The following is a 20,494-nucleotide window of genomic DNA, read 5'->3' as shown; positions in this document are numbered from 1 at the left end:
GCCCAGGGCGCGGTCAGAGGACCTCGTCCACGCCCTCCGCCTTGAGCGCCTCGACGGCCTTCTTGACCTCCTGGGCGTGCTCCGTGGTGGTGACCAGCAGCGCGTCCTCGGTGTCCACGACGACGACGTCCTCGATGCCGATCAGCGCGATGACGCGCTTCGTGTCCGTCACCACGACGCCGGACGCGTCGTCCGAGTACACGCGCGGAGTGTCGCCGATCACCGTGATGCCGGAGGCGTCCCTGACCGGGTTCAGGCGGGCGATCGCCGCGAAGTCCCCCACGTCGTCCCACGTGAAGGAGCCGGGGATCACGGCCACGTCGCCGACGGCGGCGGCGGGCTCGGCCACGGCGTAGTCGATGGCGGTCTTCGTCAGCTCGGGCCACACCCGGGCCATGACCTCGTCCCGCTCCGGCGTCTCCCACGCGCGGGCGATCTCCATCAGGCCGGCGTGCAGCGCGGGCTCGTTCTCCTCGAGGTGGGCCAGCATGAGGCCCACGGGCGCCACGAACATGCCCGCGTTCCAGAGGTAGCGGCCGGACTTCACGTACTGCTGGGCGACCTTCAGGTCCGGCTTCTCCACGAACGCGGCGACGTCGTGCGCGTCCGGGGCGCCGGCCACGCGGAGACGGCGGCCCCGGCGGATGTAGCCGAAGCCCGTGGCCGCGTGCGTGGGCTCGATGCCGATGGTCACGATCCGGCCCGTGGCCGCCGTCTCGACGGCCTGCCGCACCGCGTCCTGGAAGACCTCCACCGGGGAGATCACCTGATCCGCCGCGAACGAGCCCATGATCGTGTCCGGGTCGCGCAGGGAGAGGATCGCCGCGGCCAGGCCGATGGCGGCCGCGGAGTCCTTGGGCGAGGGCTCGAGCACCAGATCCGTCTCCGCCAGGGCCGGCAGCTGCGTGCACACCGCCTCCCGGTGGGCCTCCCCGGTCACCACGAGCATGCCCGCGGCCAGGGGCGCCAGACGGTCCCACGTGGCACGGATCAGGGTCTGGCCCGAGCCGGTGAGGTCGTGGAGGAACTTCGGCGCGGCGGCCCGCGAGAGGGGCCACAGGCGGGTGCCCACGCCCCCGGCGGGGATCACGGCGTGGAAGCGGGACAGGGCCGTGCCCGGCGCGGCCTCGCGCGGGGCATCGGTCAGGTTCGGATCGGTGCTCACCGGGCCAGACTACGGAACCGTCCGGACGGGGGACCACTCGACGCGTCCCAGGCGGGGCACAGCCCAGACCGAACAGGACGGCGGCGGGGCGCCGCACGCGTCACAGTGGTCGCCCGGGTCCCGGTCGGGCACGGAGGCGCGGGAAGGGTCTACCCTAGGTGGAGGAATCCACTCGCACACGCCCCTGCCCGTCGTCGTCCCACGGCGGAGGACCGGGATCGTGCATTCCCCCTGGAGGTATCAACCGTGTCTAGCGCCACTGCGCAGGCCCCGGCCAAGAACGGCCGCGGAACCCTGTACCGGGGCCACGGCGGCATGTGGTCCTGGGTGGGCCACCGCGTCACCGGCGTCGTCATCTTCTTCTACCTGCTCGTCCACGTGCTGGACACGGCCCTGGTCCGGGTCTCCCCCGAGGCCTACAACGCCGTGATCGGCTCGTACAAGACGTGGTACTTCGCGCTCGGCGAGGCCGGCCTCGTCGCGGCGATCATCTTCCACGCCCTGAACGGCCTGCGCATCATCCTGGTCGACTTCTGGAAGGGCGGCACCCAGCACCACAAGACCCTGCTGTGGATCGTGCTGGGGCTGTGGGTCGTCCTGACCCTGGGCTTCGCCATCCGTCACTTCAGCCTCGCACTCGGAGGTCACTGAGCCATGAGCACCACCGCTGAGACCACCATCGCGGCGCCCCGCAGCCGCCGTCTGGACCCCAAGTACACGCGCGACGGCGGCGGCCGCGGCAACTTCGAGATGCTCGCCTGGCTGTTCATGCGCATCTCGGGCGTCTTCCTCGTCGTGCTGATCGCCGTGCACCTGACCACCAACCTGCTGGTGGGCGACGGCATCCACGCCATCGACTTCGGCTTCGTGGCCGGCAAGTGGGCGCACCCGCTGTGGCAGTTCTGGGACCTGGCCCTCCTGTGGCTGGCCATGCTGCACGGCGCCAACGGCGTGCGCACGATCATCAACGACTACACCCGTCGCGGCAGCGCCCGCTTCTGGCTGACGATGATCCTGTACATCGCCACGGCCGTGATCATCATCCTCGGCACCCTGGTGATCTTCACCTTCGATCCCTGCATGGTGGACGCCTCCGGCGCCCTGCTCGAGGGCTCCCCGGCCTTCTGCGGCTGACCTCGGAAACGCTCACCCTGCGGTGCGGCCGGCCCGAGCGGCCGCCGCGTCACAGACACCCAGAAAGAGAGACCTGAATGCAGGTGCACAAGTACGACGTGGTGATCGTCGGCGCCGGCGGCGCGGGCATGCGCGCGGCCATCGAGGCCGGTCAGCGCGCGCACACCGCCGTCCTCACCAAGATCTACCCCACGCGTTCCCACACCGGCGCGGCCCAGGGCGGCATGTGCGCGGCCCTCGCCAACGTCGAGGAGGACAACTGGGAGTGGCACACGTTCGACACCGTCAAGGGCGGCGACTACCTGGTGGACCAGGACGCCGCGGAGGTCATGGCTAAGGAGGCCATCGACGCGGTGCTGGACCTCGAGAAGATGGGCCTGCCCTTCAACCGCACCCCCGAGGGCAAGATCGACCAGCGCCGCTTCGGCGGCCACACCCGTGACCACGGCAAGGCGCCCGTGCGCCGCGCCTGCTACGCCGCGGACCGCACCGGCCACATGATCCTCCAGACGCTGTACCAGAACTGCGTCAAGCACAACGTGGAGTTCTTCAACGAGTTCTACGTGCTCGACCTGCTGCTGGTGGAGGAGGACGCCGTGCGCGAGGACGGCACCGCCTACAAGCAGAAGCGCACCGCCGGCGTCGTCTCCTACGAGCTGGCCACCGGCGAGATCCACGTCTTCCAGGCCAAGTCGGTCATCTTCGCCACCGGCGGCGCCGGCAAGGTGTACAAGACCACTTCGAACGCCCACACCCTCACCGGCGACGGCATGGCCATCGCCTACCGCGCGGGCCTGCCGCTCGAGGACATGGAGTTCGTGCAGTTCCACCCGACCGGCCTGGCCGGCCTGGGCATCCTGCTCTCCGAGGCCGCACGCGGCGAGGGCGGCATCCTCCGCAACGCGGACGGCGAGCGCTTCATGGAGCGCTACGCCCCCACCATCAAGGACCTCGCCCCGCGCGACATCGTGGCCCGGTCCATGGCCGAGGAGGTCCGTCAGGGCCGCGGCGCCGGCCCCAACAAGGACTACGTGCTGCTCGACCTGACGCACCTGGAGCCCTCGCACATCGACGAGAAGCTTCCGGACATCACCGAGTTCGCCCGCACGTACCTGGGCGTCGAGCCCTACACGGAGCCGGTGCCGGTGTTCCCCACCTGCCACTACTTCATGGGCGGCATCCCCACGAACATCCAGGCCGAGGTCCTCCAGGACAACGACACCGTCGTGCCGGGCCTGTACGCCGCCGGCGAGGTGGCCTGCGTGTCCGTGCACGGGTCCAACCGCCTGGGCACCAACTCGCTGCTGGACATCAACGTGTTCGGCCGCCGCGCCGGCATCTACGCCGCCGAGTACGCCGCGCAGGCGGACTGGGTGGAGCTGCCCGAGGGCGGCGAGCTGCCGACCGTGGAGCACATCGAGAACCTGCGCTCCGCCACCGGGTCCGAGCGCGTCGCGGACATCCGCGCCGAGCTCCAGGAGTCCATGGACGCGGACATGCAGGTCTTCCGCGACGAGGACTCGATCCGCCGCGCACTGGCCAAGATCGAGGAGCTGCGCGGCCGCTACGAGAACGTGTCCGTCCAGGACAAGGGCCACCGCTTCAACCTCGACCTGCTCGAGGGCATGGAGCTGGGCTACCTCCTGGACATCGCCGAGGCCATGACCCTCGCGGCCCTGGGCCGCAAGGAGTCCCGCGGCGGGCACTACCGCGAGGACTACCCCGACCGCGACGACGAGAACTTCATGGCGCACACCATGATCTACCGTGACGAGACCGCGGAGATGGAGGGCGTCAAGGGCATCCGCTTCGAGACCAAGCCCGTCGTCGTGACCCGTTACCAGCCGATGGAGCGTAAGTACTGATGAGCCACTCAGCAACCGAGACCGAGGCCCCCGTGGCCCAGGCGCAGACCCAGTCCGCCGGTGGCGGCGCAGGCGAGGTCGAGAGCTTCGACATCGTGCTCAAGGTCCGCCGCTACCTCCCGGAGTCCTCCGAGGAGTCCTACTGGGACGAGTGGCGCCTGACCATGTACGGCACCGACCGCGTGCTGGACGCCCTGCACAAGGTCAAGTGGGACCACGACGGCACCCTGTCGTTCCGCCGCTCCTGCGCCCACGGCGTGTGCGGCTCCGACGCCATGCGCATCAACGGCCGCAACCGCCTGGCCTGCAAGACGCTCCTGAAGGACCTCGACCTGTCCAAGCCCATCCTGGTGGAGCCCATCAAGGGCCTGCCGGTGGAGAAGGACCTGATCGTGGACATGGACCCGTTCTTCCAGTCCTACCGCGAGATCATGCCGTTCCTGGTCGCCGAGGGCCACGCGCCCACCAAGGAGCGCTACCAGTCCCAGGCCGACCGGGCGATCTACGACGACACCACGAAGTGCATCCTGTGCGCCGCGTGCACCTCGTCCTGCCCGGTGTTCTGGACGGACGGCCAGTACTTCGGCCCGGCCGCCATCGTCAACGCGCACCGGTTCATCTTCGACTCGCGTGACGAGGCCGGCGACATGCGCCTGGAGATCCTGAACGACAAGGAGGGCGTGTGGCGTTGCCGCACGACCTTCAACTGCACCGACGCGTGCCCCCGCGGCATCCAGGTGACCAAGGCGATCTCCGAGGTGAAGCGGGCCATCCTGGCCCGCCAGTTCTGATCCCCCGCACCACGACGGCGGCCCGTCTCCTCGCTCGAGGAGGCGGGCCGCCGTCGTCGTGGGTGGTGCCCCTCCCGCCGAGGCCCGCAGACGCGCCGTCACCGGCCCGGTGTCGCGGCGTGTCTGCGGGCCTCGGCGTGGGGACGGGACCGGAGGCGGAGGCGGAGGCGGTCCGAGCTCAGCCGTCGAAGCCGTCGCGCGTCTCCCGCCGGTGCGCCACACGCAGCCACATCGCGCTGGACACGAGCATCCCGACGACGGCCCCCAGCACGACCGGGCCCCCTCCCCCGGCCTGCACCATCCGCCCGCCGTCGACCATCCAGAAGGCCGCCGTGAGCATCCCCAGCACCACCAGCACGCTGCCCACGGGGCGCACGGCCCGGATCCGGCGGGTGATGCCGGCCAGGAGCACCACGGCCAGCAGGACCACCGCCGCGGCGGCCACCGGCCACGCCCCCGCCGGGGTGACGAACGCGGCGACGTCGGCGTCGGTGACCTCGCTCGCGCCCCAGGAGCGCGCCTCCAGCACGGCGCGGGCGTAGCCGGGCGTCGACTGCAGGGCGAGCACGCCCGCCACGCCAGCCGCGCTCAGTGCCCCCGTGACCGCCGTGACGGTCTGGAACAGGCGCAGGGGACGCAGGGCCGCGCGATCGGGGGCGGGGTCGCGGTCCGTGGCGGCGTGGGGATCGTCGTCGAGGGGGTGCATGCCCCCATCATGCCCGGCGGCGCAGGAAGGTCGTCGCGAGGCCGGGGTTGAAGGCGCACACGAGCCAGGCCGCGTTCACGAGCGCGAACAGCCCGCCCAGGACCAGGGGCAGCACGACGTCCCCGGCGGGGAAGACGAACAGGCGGATGGTCCCCAGCAGAGTCACGAAGATGGCGATCGAGGCGAACAGGGCGCCCATGATGCGCGCCGCGTTGCTGCGCCGGGTCAGGCCGACGAGGACGATCGCGTAGACCGCCAGGCCCAGCAGGGTCGCGAACCAGACGCTGCCGGTGAGGGCGCCCTCGATCGCCTCGGCGGTCATCGCGGGCGACTGCGCACTGCCCTCGGGCAGCGAGTCCGCGATGTCCTGGGCCGCGCCCGGGAGGAGGTTGCGCAGGGTCGACGCGGCGTAGAGGACCGCGGACGCGACCGTCAGCCCGAGCAGCGCCCGGAACACGCCGGGGGTGCGGGCATCGGGGCGGATCAGCGGGCGGGCGTCCGGGCCGGAGTGCCCGGCGATGCGCCGCCGCGCCTCATCCGGGCCCACCACGGGCCGCCCGCCGCCGTCCAGGTCGTCGGGGTGGGGGGACACGGGATGCGGGGGTCGATGATCGGAGGCCATGTCGCCATGGTCTCCGCTGGCCGACGCCGGGGCGAGGGCTGGCGACCCAGGACTCGCCGCCGGCGAACGGCGTCGGGGTCAGGCGCGGCGGCCCTGACGGGTGTAGGCCGCGACCTGCGGGTTGAAGGCCTTGACCAGCCACAGGATGTTCACGATCACCAGCGCCAGGCTGAGCACGGAGGCCAGCACGCCGCCGATGCCGGGGTAGGTCACGAAGGAGAAGATGCCGCCGACGGCGCTGAGGGTGCCCAGGATCCCGACGACGATGCCGAGGATGCGGGCCCAGTTCTTGGCCCCGCGGAGGTTGAAGTACACCAGGGCGTACAGGGCCACGCCGATGAGCAGGACGATGATCGTGCCCACCGTCACGGAGGCGCCCACGACAGGCGCGATCTCCTCCACCTGCTCGGGGGTGAGGCCGCTCTGGCGAAGGGAGTCCCGCATGCGTTCGATGCTCTCCTCGCCGCCGAACAGGGCCGGCAGGGAGGACAGCACGTACAGCGCGAGCGACGTGAGCGTCAGCGTCAGGAGCGCGGGGAACGCGGCCGGCTCCGGGACGATGCCGTACGGGCTGCCCGGCTGGGCGCCGTAGCCCGGGGCCGCGTAGGGCTGCGTGCCGTAGCGGGAGCCCACGGCGGGCTGCTCCGGGTTCGGGTCCGGGTTCGGTCGATCGGTGGTCATGGTGAGCTCCTCGGTGTCGTGGGTGACGGTGGTGGCGGTGACGGGCGCGGTGGCAGGATCACTCGTGCCGCAGTGCCTCGATGGGATCCTTCCGGGCCGCACGCAGGGCGGGCAAGGTGCCGGCGATGAACGCGATGGCCACGATCAGCAGCAGGATCAGCAGCAGGGCGAGGGGGTTGACCGCGAACAGGACCAGGCCGGTGACGCCGCTGAGGGGGCCGGTGGTCAACACCTGGTTCGCGATGAGTCCGACGGCGACGCCCAGGCCGATGCCGACCAGCGAGCCGAGCAGGCCGATCACGACGGCCTCCATGGTGAACAGGCCGAAGATCTTCCCGCCGGTCATGCCGAGAGCCTTCATGAGGCCGATCTCCCGGGTGCGCTCCTGCACCGCCATGAGCAAGGTGTTGATGATGCCGAAGCTGGCGGCGAGCAGCGCGATGAGCGCGAAGCCGGTCAGCACCCACGTGACGGCGTCGATGATGCCGCGGATCACGCCGAGCTGCTCCTCGAGGGTCTGCGCCAGCAGGCCCTGGTCGGCCAGCGCCTGCTTCACGGCGTCCTCGTTCGCCTCCGGGTCCGCCACGATCGCCGTGGCCTGGAAGTAGGTGTCCCGCTGGGACTCCGGCAGGCCCTCCGTCGTGATGTCGTAGATCTCCTGCTCGAGCGACTCCGACGGCGTCGGGGCGGTGCCCGCACCGGACGCGGCCGCCTTCGTCACACCGACCACGGTGGCCGTCACGGACTTGTGCTCCTGCAGCGGGGTCGCCGCCACGACGGTCAGCTCCGTGCCGACCAGGTCCTCGGCGTCGCCGGCGCCCAGGTCCTCCACCCACGACTCGGGCATGACGATCTCCGCGGCGCCGGCCTCGGGGGCACGGCCGGCCGAGAAGGTGAGCATGTCGATCTCACCGGAGCTGCCCATGAAGCCGGTCTGCCACTTGCGGTCGTCCGGGCCCTGGATGTACTCCGGCTCGGCCACCCGATAGGTCTTCACCTCGGTGACGTGCTCGGTGTCCTCGATCGCGGCGAGGTCCTCCTGGGTGAGCAGTGGCATGCCGAACATCTCGCCGCCGGCGGCGTCCTGCTCCGCGTACTCCTGGGGCGAGCCGCTCGCCGCGCCGGCCGAGGACATGTCCTGCTGCTTCATCACGGTCAGCTCACCGGGCTTGCCGAAGCCCTCGACCACGTTGTCCACGTACTTGTTGATGCCCGCGCCGAGCCCCGTGGTGAGGGTCAGCGTGAATGCGCCGATCACGATCGCGACGACGGTGAGGAAGGTGCGCAGCTTGGAGCGCATCGTGTTGGCGAGCGCCGTGCCCGCGACGTCGGTGGCCTTCATGCCCGCGCTCCGTCCCGCTCGGTGCCGACGCGCTCGTCGGCGATGACCACGCCGTCCTGCAGCTCGACGCGACGGTCACACTTCGCGGCCAGGTCGTCGTCGTGCGTGACCACCACGAGGGTGATGCCCTCGTCGCGGTGCAGGCCGAAGAGGATGTCCTCCACGGCCGCCGAGGTGGCGGAGTCCAGGTTGCCCGTGGGCTCGTCCGCGAACAGCACCGTCGGGTTGTTCACGAGCGCACGGGCGATGCACACGCGCTGCTTCTGGCCGCCGGAGAGGTCCGTGGCCTTGTTCTTCGCCTTGTCCGCGAGCTCGAGCCGCTCGAGCACCGCCATGCCGCGGCGGGCGCGCTCGGCCCGGCCCACGCCGGCGATCTTCAGCGGCAGCACGGTGTTCTCCAGGACCGTCTGGTTCGGGTTCAGGAAGAACTGCTGGAACACGAAGCCGAACCGCTCGTTGCGCAGCTGGGAGATCTCCGCGGCCTTGAGCTGGGAGACGGGACGGCCGTCCATCGCGACGACGCCGGCGGAGGGCTGGTCCAGCAGCGCCAGCAGGTGCATCAGGGTGGACTTGCCGGAGCCGGACTTGCCGACGACGGCCAGGGACTCGCCGCGCTGGATCTGCAGGGTGATGCCCTTCAGCGCGTCGAAGCGGGACGCCCCGCGACCGTAGACCTTGACGAGGTTCTCCGTCTCCAGGACGGGTTCGGCGCCGGGCGGGACCTCGGCGACGGCGGGGATGGGGACAGCGGTGGACATGGCTCCGGCACTCCTCTGTCGGTGGGGCTCGCCCCCGCTGCGGCAGGAGCGGAGGCAGTGCCTCCATCCTGACAGCCGCGCACGCGCCGCCGCCTCCACCTCGAGTCGGAGAACACGACGGCCCGCGTCCCCCGCAGGTCGGGGGCGCGGGCCGTCGTCGGGAGGCCGCGGGGCCGGTGCGGCCCGGCTCAGCGCAGCGGCGGCAGGAAGCCGACCTTGGCGTAGACGTCCTCGAGCACGGGGGTGGCCACGGCGCGGGCCTTCTCGGCGCCGGCGGCGAGGATGCGGTCGAGCTCGGCGGGGTCGTCCAGCAGCGCGAGGGCGCGCTCGCGCACGGGGGCCAGGCGCTCGACGACGGCGTCCGCCACCGCGACCTTGAGGTGCCCGTACATCTTGCCGACGAACTCCTCCTCGAGCTGCGGGATCGGCGTGCCGGACACCGCGGAGAGGATGGTCAGCAGGTTGGAGACGCCGGGCTTGGCCTCGCGGTCGAAGCGCACCTCGGTGCCGTCGTCGGTGACCGCGGACTTGATCTTCTTGGCGGTCTTCTTCGGCTCCTCGAGGATGTTGATGAGCCCGTTCGGGGACGCCGCGGACTTGGACATCTTCGACGTGGGGTCCTGCAGGTCGTAGATGCGCGCGCCGGTCTCCGGGTAGAAGCCGGTGGGCACCACGAACGTCTCGCCGTAGCGGTGGTTGAAGCGCTGGGCGAGGTCGCGGGTGAGCTCCACGTGCTGGCGCTGGTCGTCGCCCACGGGCACGCCATGCGGCTGGTAGAGCAGGATGTCCGCGGCCATGAGCATGGGGTACGCGAGCAGGCCGACCCCGGCCGCGTCCGCGCCCTGCTTGGCGGACTTGTCCTTGAACTGGGTCATGCGCATGGCCTCGCCCATGCCGGTCATGCAGGTCAGCACCCACGCCAACTGCGCGTGCTCGGGCACCTGGGACTGGACGAACAGCGTGGAGCGCTCGGGGTCGATGCCGCCGGCGATGAACTGCGCGGCGGCCACCCGCGTGCGCTCCGCGAGCGCGGCCGGGTCCTGCGGCACGGTGATGGCGTGCAGGTCGGGGATGAAGAAGAACGCCTCGAAGTCGGCCTGGGTGCGCTCCCAGTTCACGAGGGCGCCGAGGTAGTTGCCCAGGTGGAGGGAGTCCGCCGAGGGCTGCATGCCGGAGAGCACGCGGTGCCGGGCGGACGCGCCGGCCAGGTGGGCGGTGGCGGCGGCGTCCTGGGCCAGGACGTCCTGCACGGAGTTCTTCTTCATGGTCATCTCAGCCTCGGGTCTCTCCTGCACGGTCAGAACTGGTAGTCGACCACGAGCGGGGCGTGGTCGGAGAAGCGGGTGCCCCAGCTGGGGGCGCGGTCCACGACGGCGGTCGTCGCCCGCTCGGCCAGGCCCGCGGTCGCCATGTGGTAGTCGATGCGCCACCCGGCGTCGTTGTCGAAGGCCTTGCCGCGCATGGACCACCACGTGTACGGGCCCGGCACCGGCCCGGCGAGGGCGCGGTGCACGTCCGTGAAGCCGAGCTCGCCGAAGAACCGGTCGAAGTAGGCGCGCTCCTCGGGCAGGAAGCCGGCCTTCTTCACGTTGCCCTTCCAGTTCTTGATGTCCAGCTCGGTGTGGCCCACGTTGAGGTCGCCCGTGACGAGGGCGTGCCCCTCCCCCGCAGCCAGCTCGGAGAGGCGGCGGACCATCTCGTCGAGGAACCGGTACTTGTCCACCTGCTTCGGGGTGTCGACCTCGCCCGAGTGCACGTACGCGGAGACCACGGTCAGCGGCGAGCCGTCCGGCAGGCGCAGGTCGGCCTCGATCCAGCGGCCGGCGTCGTCGAAGTATCCGTCGGCGTCGGCGATGCCGGTGCGGACCTCGCCGAGCGGGAACCGCGAGGCGATCGCGACGCCGGCCCGCCCCTTGGCGGCGGCCACGGCGTCCGCCAGGTGCACCTCGTCCCAGTCCTCGCCCACGATCTCGCGGACCAGCTGCGCCGTGACGTCCGCGGGGGCGCGCACCTCCTGGAGGGTGAGCACGTCCACGCCGCGGCCGGCGAACCACTCGCGCATGCCCTTGCGGTGCGAGGCGCGGATGCCGTTGACGTTCACGGTGGCCACGCGCACGGCGCCGTCGGCCTTGGGCGCCCCGGCGTTGGCGTGCACCACGGGCTCGCCCTCGGCGGGCTCGGGGTACTTCCCGGTGACGGGGTCCTTCTCGGGCAGCGCCGTCATCAGCCGATCACCGTCCCGCTCACCGGGCCCTCGGCGCCGCCGGCCCGGGACTCCTTGATCATGTCGCGGGCGTTGGAGGCCGTGATGTCGATGGTCTCCAGGGCGCGGTCCACCATCTCGCGGTCCATGCCCGCGCCCGCGGCGAGCTGCTCGCGCACCACGCGCACCTGCACCTGGGCGATCTTGAACGAGTGGTCCAGCTTGGTGTCCCGCAGGGGGTCCGCGGCCGGCGCCGGCGGGGCCACCGCGGGGGCGGCGGCGTCGGCCTCGCGGCCGCGCAGGGCGGCGACGTCGGCGCGGGCGTTCTGCATGGCGGTGTCCACCTTGCGGCCCGCGGCCCGGACGCCGCGGCGCATCTGCAGGTACACGACCACCGCGAACACGAGCCAGCCGGCGGCGACGGCGACCACGAGCCACCCGATCACGTCGTTCTGGTTCGCGGCGAAGATGATCGCCACGATCAGGATGACGATCATCGCGACGAAGCCGAGCGATCCCACGCGCAGGCCGGCGCGGGGGCCGCGGCGCGCGCCGTCGGGACCGGGGGTCAGGGACTGGGACATGGGTGCTCCTCCGGAGGGGCTCGTGGGGTCTGCCCTCCATCATCCCGCATCGTGGGGTGGGGTCCGAATCGGGCGGCCCGCGTCGGTGCCTATCCTGAGGCGATGACCCCCCGCCCCCCGCACCCCGCCGACCCCGCGTCCGGGGCCTTCACCCCTGACCAGCGCCGCATCCTCACCGCACTGCTCATGCCGCTCTTCCTCGCGCTGATGAGCGTGTCCGTGGTGAACGTGGCGCTGCCGGCCATCGAGTCGGGCCTGGACGCCACGAGCGCGGATCTGCAGTGGGTGCTGGCGGGGTACACGCTGACGTTCGGCACCGTGCTCGTGGCCGCGGGCCGCGCCGGCGACCTGTGGGGGCGCAAGAACCTGTTCCTGGCGGGCATCACGCTGTACATGCTCGGCTCCCTGCTCTCCGGCCTGGCCGGGGACACTCTGCTGCTCAATGCCGGGCGCCTGCTCACGGGCCTGGGCGCGGGCGTGTTCAACCCCCAGGTCATCGGGTTCATCCAGTCGAACTTCCACGGCCGCGCCCGCGGGCGGGCCTACGGGCTCTTCGGCACCGTGGTGGGCCTCGGCGTGGCCGTGGGGCCCCTGCTCGGCGGGCTGTTCCTCGGCGCGTTCGGCCCCGAGTGGGGCTGGCGCTCCACGTTCCTCATGAACGTGCCCGTGGGCCTGGCCGCCGTCGCGATGGGCGCCCTCTGGCTGCCGCCGCCCACCCGCGTGCACGGCCTGCCCCCCGCCCCCGGACCGCGCGGGATCGCCGCGCTCGACCCGGTGGGCGCCCTGCTGCTCGGCGCCGGCGGGGTGAGCCTCATGGTGCCGTTCATCGTCCCGGGCACCGCCTGGCTGCTGGTCCTCGCCGCCGCGCTCGTGACGGCGTGGTGGCTGTGGGAGAAGCGCGTGAAGGCCCGGGCGTCGGCCACCGGCGTGCAGCCCATGGTGGACCCGGCCCTGTTCCGGCGGCCGTCCTTCACGATCGGCGCGCTCGAGTCCACCATCTACCTGGCCACCATGCCGGCGGTGTTCGCGATCGTGGCGATCTTCCTGCAGCGCGGCATGGGGTTCACGCCGCTCGAGGCCGGCCTCGTGGGTCTGCCCGGCGCCGTCGTCGTGGCCTCCCTGTCCCCGTGGGTGGGTTCGATGGTGCAGCGGCGGGGGCCCGTGCTCGTGCTGCTCGGCGCTCTGGTGGGCCTCGTGTCGCTGGGGGTGCTCGCGCTCGCGTTCGAGCGCAGCGCGGCCGGCGCGTGGTCGCCGTGGATCGTGGGGGTGGGGCTGATCGTGCAGTCGGCCTCGCAGGCCCTGCTGCTCACCAGCACGCAGGTGCTGATGATGGACGACGTCGCCGGCCACGAGGCGGGGGCGGCCGGCGGCGTCGCCCAGACGGCGCAGCGCCTCGGCACCGCCCTGGGCCTGTCCGTGGTGACGGGCGCGTTCTTCGCGGCCCTGGCCGGCGCCGCCGGCGAGAGCGCCGGTCCGCCGTCGGCCGCGGCGTACGCGCACGCGGCCTCGACCGCCATGGGCATGGTGGCCGTGTGCTGGGCGCTCACCGCCGCGGTCGCGGCCCTGGACGTGGTCCGGCGGCGCCGCGCCGCGCGCGCGGCCTGACCGGCCCGCGGGGGCCTCAGCGCAGGAACAGCGCGCCGAGCCGGCGGGCGGCGAGCCACACCCCGACGCCGGCCATCACCACGAAGTAGAGGACGTGGCCGGCGGTCGCCCAGCTCAGCACGCCCACCGCGAGGGCGCGCATCATCTCCACGGCGTGCCACAGCGGGAACACGCGGATCACCCACTGGATCGGCTCCGGGTAGACCGCGAGCGGGAAGAACGTGGCCGAGAACAGGAACATGGGCATCAGCACGATCTGGACCCAGTCCATGTGCTGGAACGTCTTCATCCAGCTCGTCACCGCCATGCCGAGGGAGGCGAAGCCCAGCGCCACGAGCAGGGCGCCGGGGATCATGAGCAGCGCCGTCCACGAGGTGACGAGCCCGGCCACGGTCATGACGATCAGGAAGCCGACCGCGTAGATCAGCCCGCGCAGCAGCGCCATCGCGATCTCCCCGAGCGCCACGTCCAGCGGGCCCAGCCGCGTGGAGAGCATGGTCTGGTACGTCTTCGCGTAGCGCAGCTTGAAGAACACGTTCCACGTGGAGTCGTAGATGGCGCCGTTCATCGCCGAGACCGCCAGCAGTGCGGGGGCGAGGTACATGCCGTACGGGACGGGGGTGCCATCCGGGCCGGCCACGTCGCCGACCAGCGCACCGAGACCCAGTCCCAGGGAGGCCAGGTAGAGCACGGGCTCGAAGAACCCGGAGAAGAACACCACCCAGTTGTTGGACTTCAGGGACAGGAACGCCCGCTCCATCACCGCGCGCACGTTGCCCGAGTACGCGCCGGCCAGCGGCCCGCGGCGCACGGGGATCTCGGGCAGGGGCGGCACGGCGACGGCGTGTTCCCGCACCACCGACGACGACGGCGCGGCCGGGTCCGCCTGCGCGGCGGCGGGTGCGACGTCGGCGCGGGCGGCCCCGGTGCGCGCGGCACGGCGGCCCAGGCGCGGGGCACGGCGGCCCAGGCGCGGGGCACGGTCCCGACGGGCGGCCGTGCCGGCGTCGCGGTCCGGGGTGCCGCGGACCCAGCCGAGGCGGCGCGTGTAGATCCGCACCGCGAGCCGGGCCCCGCCGAGCGCGAGGGCCAGCAGGAACGCCACATGCGCCACGGTGAGCCAGGCCGGCTCGGCCATCCCGTAGGAGAGCATGCGGCCGAGCTGGGCGGCATGCCACTGCGGGGAGAGCCAGCCGATCCAGCGCAGCCACACGGGCAGTACGTCCAGCGGGTAGAAGGTGGCGGAGAACAGGAACAGGGGCATGACCACGAGCCGCTGCAGGGTGGCGAACTGGCCCTTGTCCTCCTTCAGGGAGGCGGCGAACGCCATGATCGGCGCGCCGACGGCGAGCCCGCCGAGCGTGGCGGTGAGGACCTGCACCCATGCCCACGGGCTCGAGACGACCCCGAACGCCAGCATCACCAGCAGGAACACGGCAGCCTGGAACACGAACCGCAGGCTCACGGCCGCGAGATGGCCCAGGGCGATCTGCGCCGGAGACAGCGGAGTGGCCTGCGCCGCGTAGTACGTGCGGTGCCACTGGAACCCGCCCATCACCGGGTAGGAGAACTCGACGGACGCGGTCATCAACGCGCCCGAGGCCAGCAGCGCCGGGGCGATGAACGCGACGTAGGAGACCCCGCCCAGGGCGTCCTGCGGCATCCCGCCGCCCATGAGCTGGGCCAGGCCCAGGCCCATGGCCAGCAGGTAGAGCACGGGCTCGCCGAGGGCGCCGACGATCAGCACCGCGCCGTAGCGGCGCATGTTCCGCAGCTGGTGCTCGGCGAAGTACAGGGCGCCGCGGCGCTTCACGCGCTCCGCGGACTCGGCGGCGGTGTGCGGCGGGCGCAGCGGCCCGGCGGGCGAGGCGGGGCCGGGGGCCGTCGTCGTGGTGGGGGACGGCACGGGTCAGTCCACCAGGGTGCGGCCGGTGAGGATGAGGAACACGTCCTCGAGGCTCGCGCGGCGGGTCAGCGTGGTGACGGGGGCGGGCAGGGCGCCCTCGTCGACGAGGCGCTGCACGACGTCGTGCAGGTCGTCCGCGCGTCGGGCGTAGACGAGGACGCGGTCCGGGAGGACCTCGACGCGGTGCACGACGCCGTCACCTGCGTGGGCCTGGACGGTGCGGGCCGCGGCCTCGTTGCGGTCCGCGCCGAAGCGCGCCTCGAGGACCTCGCGGGAGGCGTGCTCGCGGATGAGCTCGGCGGGGGTGCCGGCGGCCATGATCTCGCCGCCGTCGACCACGACGAGCCGGTCGCACAGCTGCTCCGCCTCGTCCATGTGATGCGTGGTCAGCAGCAGCGTGGTGCCGCGTTCCTTGAGCCGGTAGAGGCGGTCCCACAGGATGTGGCGGGCCTGCGGGTCCAGGCCCGTGGTGGGCTCGTCGAGGAGGAAGAGGGCCGGCTCGTTGACCAGGGCGCGGGCGATCACCAGCCGGCGCTTCATGCCGCCGGAGAGGTCGGTGACCTTGGCGTCCGCCTTCTCGGTGAGCTGGGCGAAGGCCAGCAGCTCCTCGGCCTTGGGCCGCAGGTACGAGTAGGGCAGGCCGAAGTAGCGGCCGTAGATCAGGATGTTCTCCCGGGCGGTGAGCTCCTCGTCCAGGTTGTCCTGCTGCGGCACCACGCCCAGGCGCGCACGGACGGCCGGCCCGTCCTCCTCCGGGTCGATGCCCAGGATGGTCAGCTCGCCCGCGGTGCGCTGCGAGGTGCCCGCGAGCATGCGCATGGTGGTGGACTTGCCCGCGCCGTTGGGGCCGAGCAGGCCGAAGCACTCCCCGGGGCGCACGTCCAGGTCGATGCCCTTCACGGCGTGGAACTCGCCGTACTGCTTGCGCAGCCCACGGGCACGGATGACGGAGGCGTCGCCGGGGGACGCGTGCAGAGTGGTGTGACTCACAAGGCGACAGCATAGGCGCACCACCCGCCCGGACGCGCGCCGCCCCCTCGGCGACGAACCCTGCGATTCGCAGGGTTCGTCGCGGGGCGGGGAGAGGTCAGGCTCCGGCCCGCTCCCCCGCCCAGTCCTCGCCGTCGGCGGCGCGCTCGGCGGCCTCGACGACGTTCGCCAGCAGCATGACGCGGGTCATCGGCCCGACGCCGCCCGGGTTCGGCGCCATCCAGGCCGCCTTCTCCTTCACGGCCGGGTCCACGTCGCCCAGGACGCGCGACGTCCCGTCCTCCCCGGTCACGCGGGAGACGCCCACGTCCAGGACGATCACGCCCTCCTTGACCTGTTCCGGCGTCACCATGTGGGCGGAGCCGGCGGCGGCGATCACGACGTCGGCGCTCGCCAGCAGCTCGTCGAGGTTCGTGGTGCCGGTGTGGGCCAGGGTCACGGTGGCGTTGACCTCGCGGCGGGTGAGCACGAGGCCGGCGGGCCGGCCGATGGTCACGCCGCGGCCGATCACGAGCACGTGCTTGCCGGCCAGCTCCACACCGTGGTGGCGCAGCAGCTCGACGCAGCCGGCTGGGGTGCACGGCAGCGGCGAGTCCAGCTCGCCGCCGACCGAGGCCACGAGCCGCCCCAGGTTCATGGGGTGCAGGCCGTCCGCGTCCTTGTCCGGGTCGATGGCCTCGAGCACCTTCTGGGTGTCCACGTGCTTCGGCAGCGGCAGCTGGACGATGTAGCCCGTGCAGGCCGGGTCCTCGTTCAGCTCGCGCACGACGTCGAGGATCTGCTCCTCCGTCGCGTCCGCGGGCAGCTCACGCTGGATGGACTCGATGCCCACCTCGGCGCAGTCGCGGTGCTTGCCCGCCACATACTTCTGCGAGCCGGCGTCCTCACCCACGAGCAGGGTGCCGAGGCCGGGGGTGTGCCCGCGCTCGGCGAGGGCGGCCACGCGGCCGCGCAGCTCCTCCTTGATCGCGGCGGCGGTGGCCTTGCCGTCCAGGACCTTCGCGGTCATCGCCGGCTCACCAGCCCTCGAGGCCGTCGTACAGCGGGAAGTCCTCGGTGAGCTTCACGACGCGGGCGCGCAGCGCCTCCACGTCCGGGCTCGGCTTCAGCGCCTCGGCGATGACGTCGGACACCTCGCGGAACTCGGCCTCGCCGAAGCCGCGGGAGGCCAGCGCGGGGGTGCCGATGCGCAGGCCGGAGGTGGTCATCGGCGGACGCGGGTCCCACGGCACCGAGTTGCGGTTCACGGTGATGCCGACCTCGTGCAGGATGTCCTCGCCCTGCCTGCCGTCCAGCTGGGACTCGCGCAGGTCCACCAGGACGAGGTGCACGTCCGTGCCGCCGGTGAGCACCGAGATGCCGTGCTCGGCCATGTCCGGGGCGGTCAGGCGCTCGGCCAGGATCTGCGCGCCGGCCAGGGTGCGCTCCTGCTTCTCCTTGAAGTCCGCGGAGCCGGCGATCTTGAAGGCCACGGCCTTGCCCGCGATCGCGTGCATCAGCGGGCCGCCCTGCTGGCCCGGGAACACGGCGGAGTCGATCTTCTTCTTCAGCTCCTCGGTGGAGAGGATGAAGCCCGAACGGGGGCCGGCGAGGGTCTTGTGCACGGTGGAGGAGACGACGTCGGCGTGCGGCACCGGGTTCGGGTGCAGGCCGGCGGCCACGAGGCCGGCGAAGTGGGCCATGTCCACCCAGAGCCGGGCGCCGACCTCGTCCGCGATCGAGCGGAAGGCGGCGAAGTCGAGCTGACGGGGATAGGCGGACCAGCCGGCCACGATCACCTTCGGCCGGGCCTCGAGGGCCTTCTCGCGCACCTTGTCCATGTCGATGCGGTGGGTGTCCGGCTCCACCTCGTACGCGGCGATGCTGTAGTTCTTGCCGGAGAAGTTCAGCTTCATGCCGTGCGTCAGGTGGCCGCCGTGCGCCAGGGACAGGCCCATCATCGTGTCCCCGTGGTCCAGCAGCGAGGTCATCACGGCCACGTTGGCCTGAGCGCCGGCGTGCGGCTGGACGTTGGCGTGCTCGGCGCCGAACAGGTCCTTGGCGCGCTGGATGGCCAGGTTCTCGGCCACGTCCACGAACTCGCAGCCGCCGTAGTAGCGGCGGCCCGGGTAGCCCTCCGCGTACTTGTTGGTCAGCACCGAGCCCTGCGTCTCGAGGATGGCGCGCGGCACGAAGTTCTCCGAGGCGATCATCTCGAGCGTGCCCCGCTGGCGGCCGAGCTCGTCCGCGAGCGCCGCGGCGATCTCCGGGTCCACCTCGGCGAGGGGCTGGGTGTTGATGTCGGGCGTCTGCGTCACGGGGGTTCCCTTCGAACGGGGGTCTGTGCGGCCGGAAGGCTCCGGTGCCCTCCATCCTAGTGACCAGGCGCCGTCGTCGGGCCTGCGCGACGGCGGCCCGCGGCCCCGGCGACCGACCCCGGCACCCGGTTCTTTTGACTGATTCAGAAATATGCCAAGATCGGGGATGACGCCGCCCACCGCACCGATCGGTGCGCGGCCGACGTCGATCGACGAAGGAGAGTTCCATGACGGAGTACCAGAAGACGACCCCGCACGCGACCGGTTCCACCCGCCAGAACGGCGCCCCGGCCGTCAGCGACCGCCAGTCCCTGACCGTGGGCAGCGAGGGGCCCATCGTCCTGCACGACACCCACCTGCTGGAGACCCACCAGCACTTCAACCGCATGAACATCCCGGAGCGCCGCCCGCACGCCAAGGGCTCCGGCGCCTTCGGCGAGTTCGAGGTGACCGAGGACGTGTCGAAGTACACCAAGGCCCTCGTGTTCCAGCCCGGCACGAAGACCGAGACCCTCCTGCGCTTCTCCACCGTGGCCGGCGAGCTCGGCTCCCCGGACACCTGGCGCGACGTGCGCGGCTTCGCACTGCGCTTCTACAGCGAGGAGGGCAACTACGACCTCGTCGGCAACAACACCCCGATCTTCTTCCTGCGCGACCCGATGAAGTTCACCCACTTCATCCGCTCGCAGAAGCGTCTGCCGGACTCCGGCCTGCGCGATGCCACCATGCAGTGGGACTTCTGGACCAACAACCCCGAGTCGGCGCACCAGGTGACCTACCTGATGGGCCCGCGCGGCCTGCCCCGCACCTGGCGTGAGATGAACGGCTACGGCTCCCACACCTACCTGTGGGTCAACGCCCAGGGCGAGAAGCACTGGGTGAAGTACCACTTCATCTCCCAGCAGGGCGTGCACAACCTCTCGAACGACGAGGCCACCAAGATCGCCGGCGAGAACGCCGACTTCCACCGCCAGGACCTGTTCGAGTCCATCGCCAAGGGCGACCACCCCAAGTGGGACCTCTACATCCAGGCGATCCCCTACGAGGAGGGCAAGACCTACCGGTTCAACCCCTTCGACCTGACGAAGACGATCTCCAAGAAGGACTACCCGCGCATCAAGGTCGGCACGCTGACCCTGAACCGCAACCCGGAGAACCACTTCGCGCAGATCGAGTCCGCCGCGTTCAGCCCGAGCAACACCGTGCCGGGCATCGGCCTCTCCCCGGACCGCATGCTCCTGGGCCGCGCCTTCGCGTACCACGACGCACAGCTGTACCGCGTGGGCGCCCACGTGAACCAGCTGCCGGTGAACCGTCCCAAGAACGCGGTGCACAACTACGCCTTCGACGGCCAGATGTGGTACGACCACACCGGCGACCGCTCCACCTACGCGCCGAACTCCAACGGCGACTCCTGGTCGGACGAGACCGGCCCGGTGGACGACGGCTGGGAGGCCGACGGCACCCTGACCCGCGAGGCCCAGGCCCTGCGCGCGGACGACGACGACTTCGGCCAGGCCGGCACCCTCGTCCGGGAGGTCTTCTCGGCCCAGGAGCGCGAGGACTTCGTGGAGACCGTGGCCGGCGCGCTGAAGGGCGTCCGCCAGGACGTCCAGGCCCGCGCCTTCGAGTACTGGAAGAACGTGGACACCGCGATCGGCCAGCGCATCGAGGACGAGGTCAAGCGCCACGAGGGCGACGGCATCCCGGGCGTCGAGGCCGGCGGCGAGGCCCGCATCTGACGGCTCCCTCCCCCGGCGGGCGCCCGCGCGAGCTCCGCTGAACGCACGGCGGCCGCTCCCTCACACGAGGGGGCGGCCGCCGTCGTCGTGGGGCGGTTGTTCA

19 protein-coding genes are annotated in these 20,494 nt (G+C 71.9%); 6 read left to right on the top strand and 13 right to left on the bottom strand.

The window, feature by feature from the left end; genetic code table 11:
- Positions 1-13: 13 nt before the first annotated feature.
- Positions 14-1,165, bottom strand: coding sequence for a mannose-1-phosphate guanylyltransferase (locus tag B1A86_RS02175; RefSeq protein WP_044659646.1), 1,152 nt, complete (start codon positions 1,163-1,165; stop codon positions 14-16).
- A gap of 246 nt (positions 1,166-1,411) precedes the next feature.
- On the opposite strand from B1A86_RS02175, the gene sdhC reads away from it, so the two are divergent.
- The 4 genes from sdhC to B1A86_RS02155 all read left to right on the top strand — a co-directional run bounded on the left by sdhC (position 1,412) and on the right by B1A86_RS02155 (position 4,955).
- Positions 1,412-1,816 (top strand): succinate dehydrogenase, cytochrome b556 subunit, encoded by a 405-nt coding sequence (gene sdhC / locus B1A86_RS02170; protein WP_078025777.1) that lies wholly within the window; start codon positions 1,412-1,414, stop codon positions 1,814-1,816.
- Positions 1,817-1,819: 3 nt separating this feature from the next.
- Complete coding sequence (locus B1A86_RS02165; protein WP_036314556.1) at positions 1,820-2,299, top strand: succinate dehydrogenase hydrophobic membrane anchor subunit; 480 nt, start codon at positions 1,820-1,822, stop codon at positions 2,297-2,299.
- 77 nt (positions 2,300-2,376) lie between these two features.
- The gene (gene sdhA / locus B1A86_RS02160; RefSeq protein WP_078025778.1) at positions 2,377-4,164 is read left to right on the top strand and encodes a succinate dehydrogenase flavoprotein subunit; all 1,788 of its coding nucleotides are present in this window, start codon (positions 2,377-2,379) and stop codon (positions 4,162-4,164) included.
- The gene (locus B1A86_RS02155; protein ID WP_010079347.1) at positions 4,164-4,955 is read left to right on the top strand and encodes a succinate dehydrogenase iron-sulfur subunit; all 792 of its coding nucleotides are present in this window, start codon (positions 4,164-4,166) and stop codon (positions 4,953-4,955) included. The genes sdhA and B1A86_RS02155 overlap by 1 nt, the downstream gene beginning before the upstream one ends.
- A 178-nt stretch (positions 4,956-5,133) precedes the next feature.
- On the opposite strand, the gene B1A86_RS02150 is transcribed toward B1A86_RS02155, so the two are convergent.
- The 8 genes from B1A86_RS02150 to B1A86_RS02115 all read right to left on the bottom strand — a co-directional run bounded on the left by B1A86_RS02150 (position 5,134) and on the right by B1A86_RS02115 (position 11,851).
- The gene (locus B1A86_RS02150; protein WP_078025779.1) at positions 5,134-5,661 is read right to left on the bottom strand and encodes a hypothetical protein; all 528 of its coding nucleotides are present in this window, start codon (positions 5,659-5,661) and stop codon (positions 5,134-5,136) included.
- Between the two features lie 7 nt (positions 5,662-5,668).
- The gene (locus B1A86_RS02145; protein ID WP_210411804.1) at positions 5,669-6,283 is read right to left on the bottom strand and encodes a hypothetical protein; all 615 of its coding nucleotides are present in this window, start codon (positions 6,281-6,283) and stop codon (positions 5,669-5,671) included.
- Positions 6,284-6,361: 78 nt separating this feature from the next.
- Positions 6,362-6,964 carry a hypothetical protein gene (locus B1A86_RS02140; protein WP_020624727.1) on the bottom strand — a complete coding sequence of 201 codons (603 nt, stop codon included), beginning with the start codon at positions 6,962-6,964 and terminating at the stop codon, positions 6,362-6,364.
- A 58-nt stretch (positions 6,965-7,022) separates the two neighbouring features.
- A complete protein-coding gene (locus tag B1A86_RS02135) occupies positions 7,023-8,306 on the bottom strand; it encodes an ABC transporter permease (protein WP_020624728.1) in 1,284 nt (427 codons plus the stop codon).
- The gene (locus B1A86_RS02130) at positions 8,303-9,064 is read right to left on the bottom strand and encodes an ABC transporter ATP-binding protein (RefSeq protein ID WP_138976777.1); all 762 of its coding nucleotides are present in this window, start codon (positions 9,062-9,064) and stop codon (positions 8,303-8,305) included. The genes B1A86_RS02135 and B1A86_RS02130 overlap by 4 nt, the downstream gene beginning before the upstream one ends.
- 188 nt (positions 9,065-9,252) lie before the next feature.
- Positions 9,253-10,335, bottom strand: coding sequence for a tryptophan--tRNA ligase (gene trpS, locus B1A86_RS02125; protein WP_002856591.1), 1,083 nt, complete (start codon positions 10,333-10,335; stop codon positions 9,253-9,255).
- A 26-nt stretch (positions 10,336-10,361) separates the two neighbouring features.
- Positions 10,362-11,288, bottom strand: coding sequence for an exodeoxyribonuclease III (locus tag B1A86_RS02120; RefSeq protein WP_002856592.1), 927 nt, complete (start codon positions 11,286-11,288; stop codon positions 10,362-10,364).
- Positions 11,288-11,851: a hypothetical protein gene (locus B1A86_RS02115; RefSeq protein ID WP_036314572.1), complete on the bottom strand. Its 564-nt coding sequence runs from the start codon at positions 11,849-11,851 to the stop codon at positions 11,288-11,290. The genes B1A86_RS02120 and B1A86_RS02115 overlap by 1 nt, the downstream gene beginning before the upstream one ends.
- 102 nt (positions 11,852-11,953) lie before the next feature.
- On the opposite strand from B1A86_RS02115, the gene B1A86_RS02110 reads away from it, so the two are divergent.
- On the top strand, positions 11,954-13,456 hold the full coding sequence (locus tag B1A86_RS02110; protein WP_078025780.1) for an MFS transporter: 1,503 nt from the start codon (positions 11,954-11,956) through the stop codon (positions 13,454-13,456).
- Positions 13,457-13,472: 16 nt separating this feature from the next.
- Here B1A86_RS02110 and B1A86_RS11890 read toward each other — a convergent pair whose 3' ends face one another.
- From B1A86_RS11890 to glyA, 4 genes are all read right to left on the bottom strand, one after another.
- The gene (locus B1A86_RS11890; protein ID WP_145930910.1) at positions 13,473-15,362 is read right to left on the bottom strand and encodes an ABC transporter permease; all 1,890 of its coding nucleotides are present in this window, start codon (positions 15,360-15,362) and stop codon (positions 13,473-13,475) included.
- Positions 15,363-15,365: 3 nt separating this feature from the next.
- The gene (locus tag B1A86_RS02100; RefSeq protein ID WP_010079358.1) at positions 15,366-16,352 is read right to left on the bottom strand and encodes an ABC transporter ATP-binding protein; all 987 of its coding nucleotides are present in this window, start codon (positions 16,350-16,352) and stop codon (positions 15,366-15,368) included.
- A gap of 97 nt (positions 16,353-16,449) precedes the next feature.
- Positions 16,450-17,361 carry a bifunctional methylenetetrahydrofolate dehydrogenase/methenyltetrahydrofolate cyclohydrolase gene (locus B1A86_RS02095; RefSeq protein WP_078025781.1) on the bottom strand — a complete coding sequence of 304 codons (912 nt, stop codon included), beginning with the start codon at positions 17,359-17,361 and terminating at the stop codon, positions 16,450-16,452.
- A gap of 7 nt (positions 17,362-17,368) precedes the next feature.
- Positions 17,369-18,649 (bottom strand): serine hydroxymethyltransferase, encoded by a 1,281-nt coding sequence (gene glyA, locus B1A86_RS02090; protein WP_010079361.1) that lies wholly within the window; start codon positions 18,647-18,649, stop codon positions 17,369-17,371.
- 227 nt (positions 18,650-18,876) lie between these two features.
- Between glyA and B1A86_RS02085 the strand changes: the two genes are divergently transcribed.
- Positions 18,877-20,391 (top strand): catalase, encoded by a 1,515-nt coding sequence (locus B1A86_RS02085; RefSeq protein ID WP_036338207.1) that lies wholly within the window; start codon positions 18,877-18,879, stop codon positions 20,389-20,391.
- The last annotated feature ends 103 nt before the right edge of the window (positions 20,392-20,494 follow it).

Source organism: Micrococcus sp. KBS0714 (assembly GCF_002008305.4).
Classification (GTDB): Bacteria; Actinomycetota; Actinomycetes; order Actinomycetales; family Micrococcaceae; genus Micrococcus; species Micrococcus luteus.
This window is presented reverse-complemented; position numbering and strand designations above follow the sequence as displayed.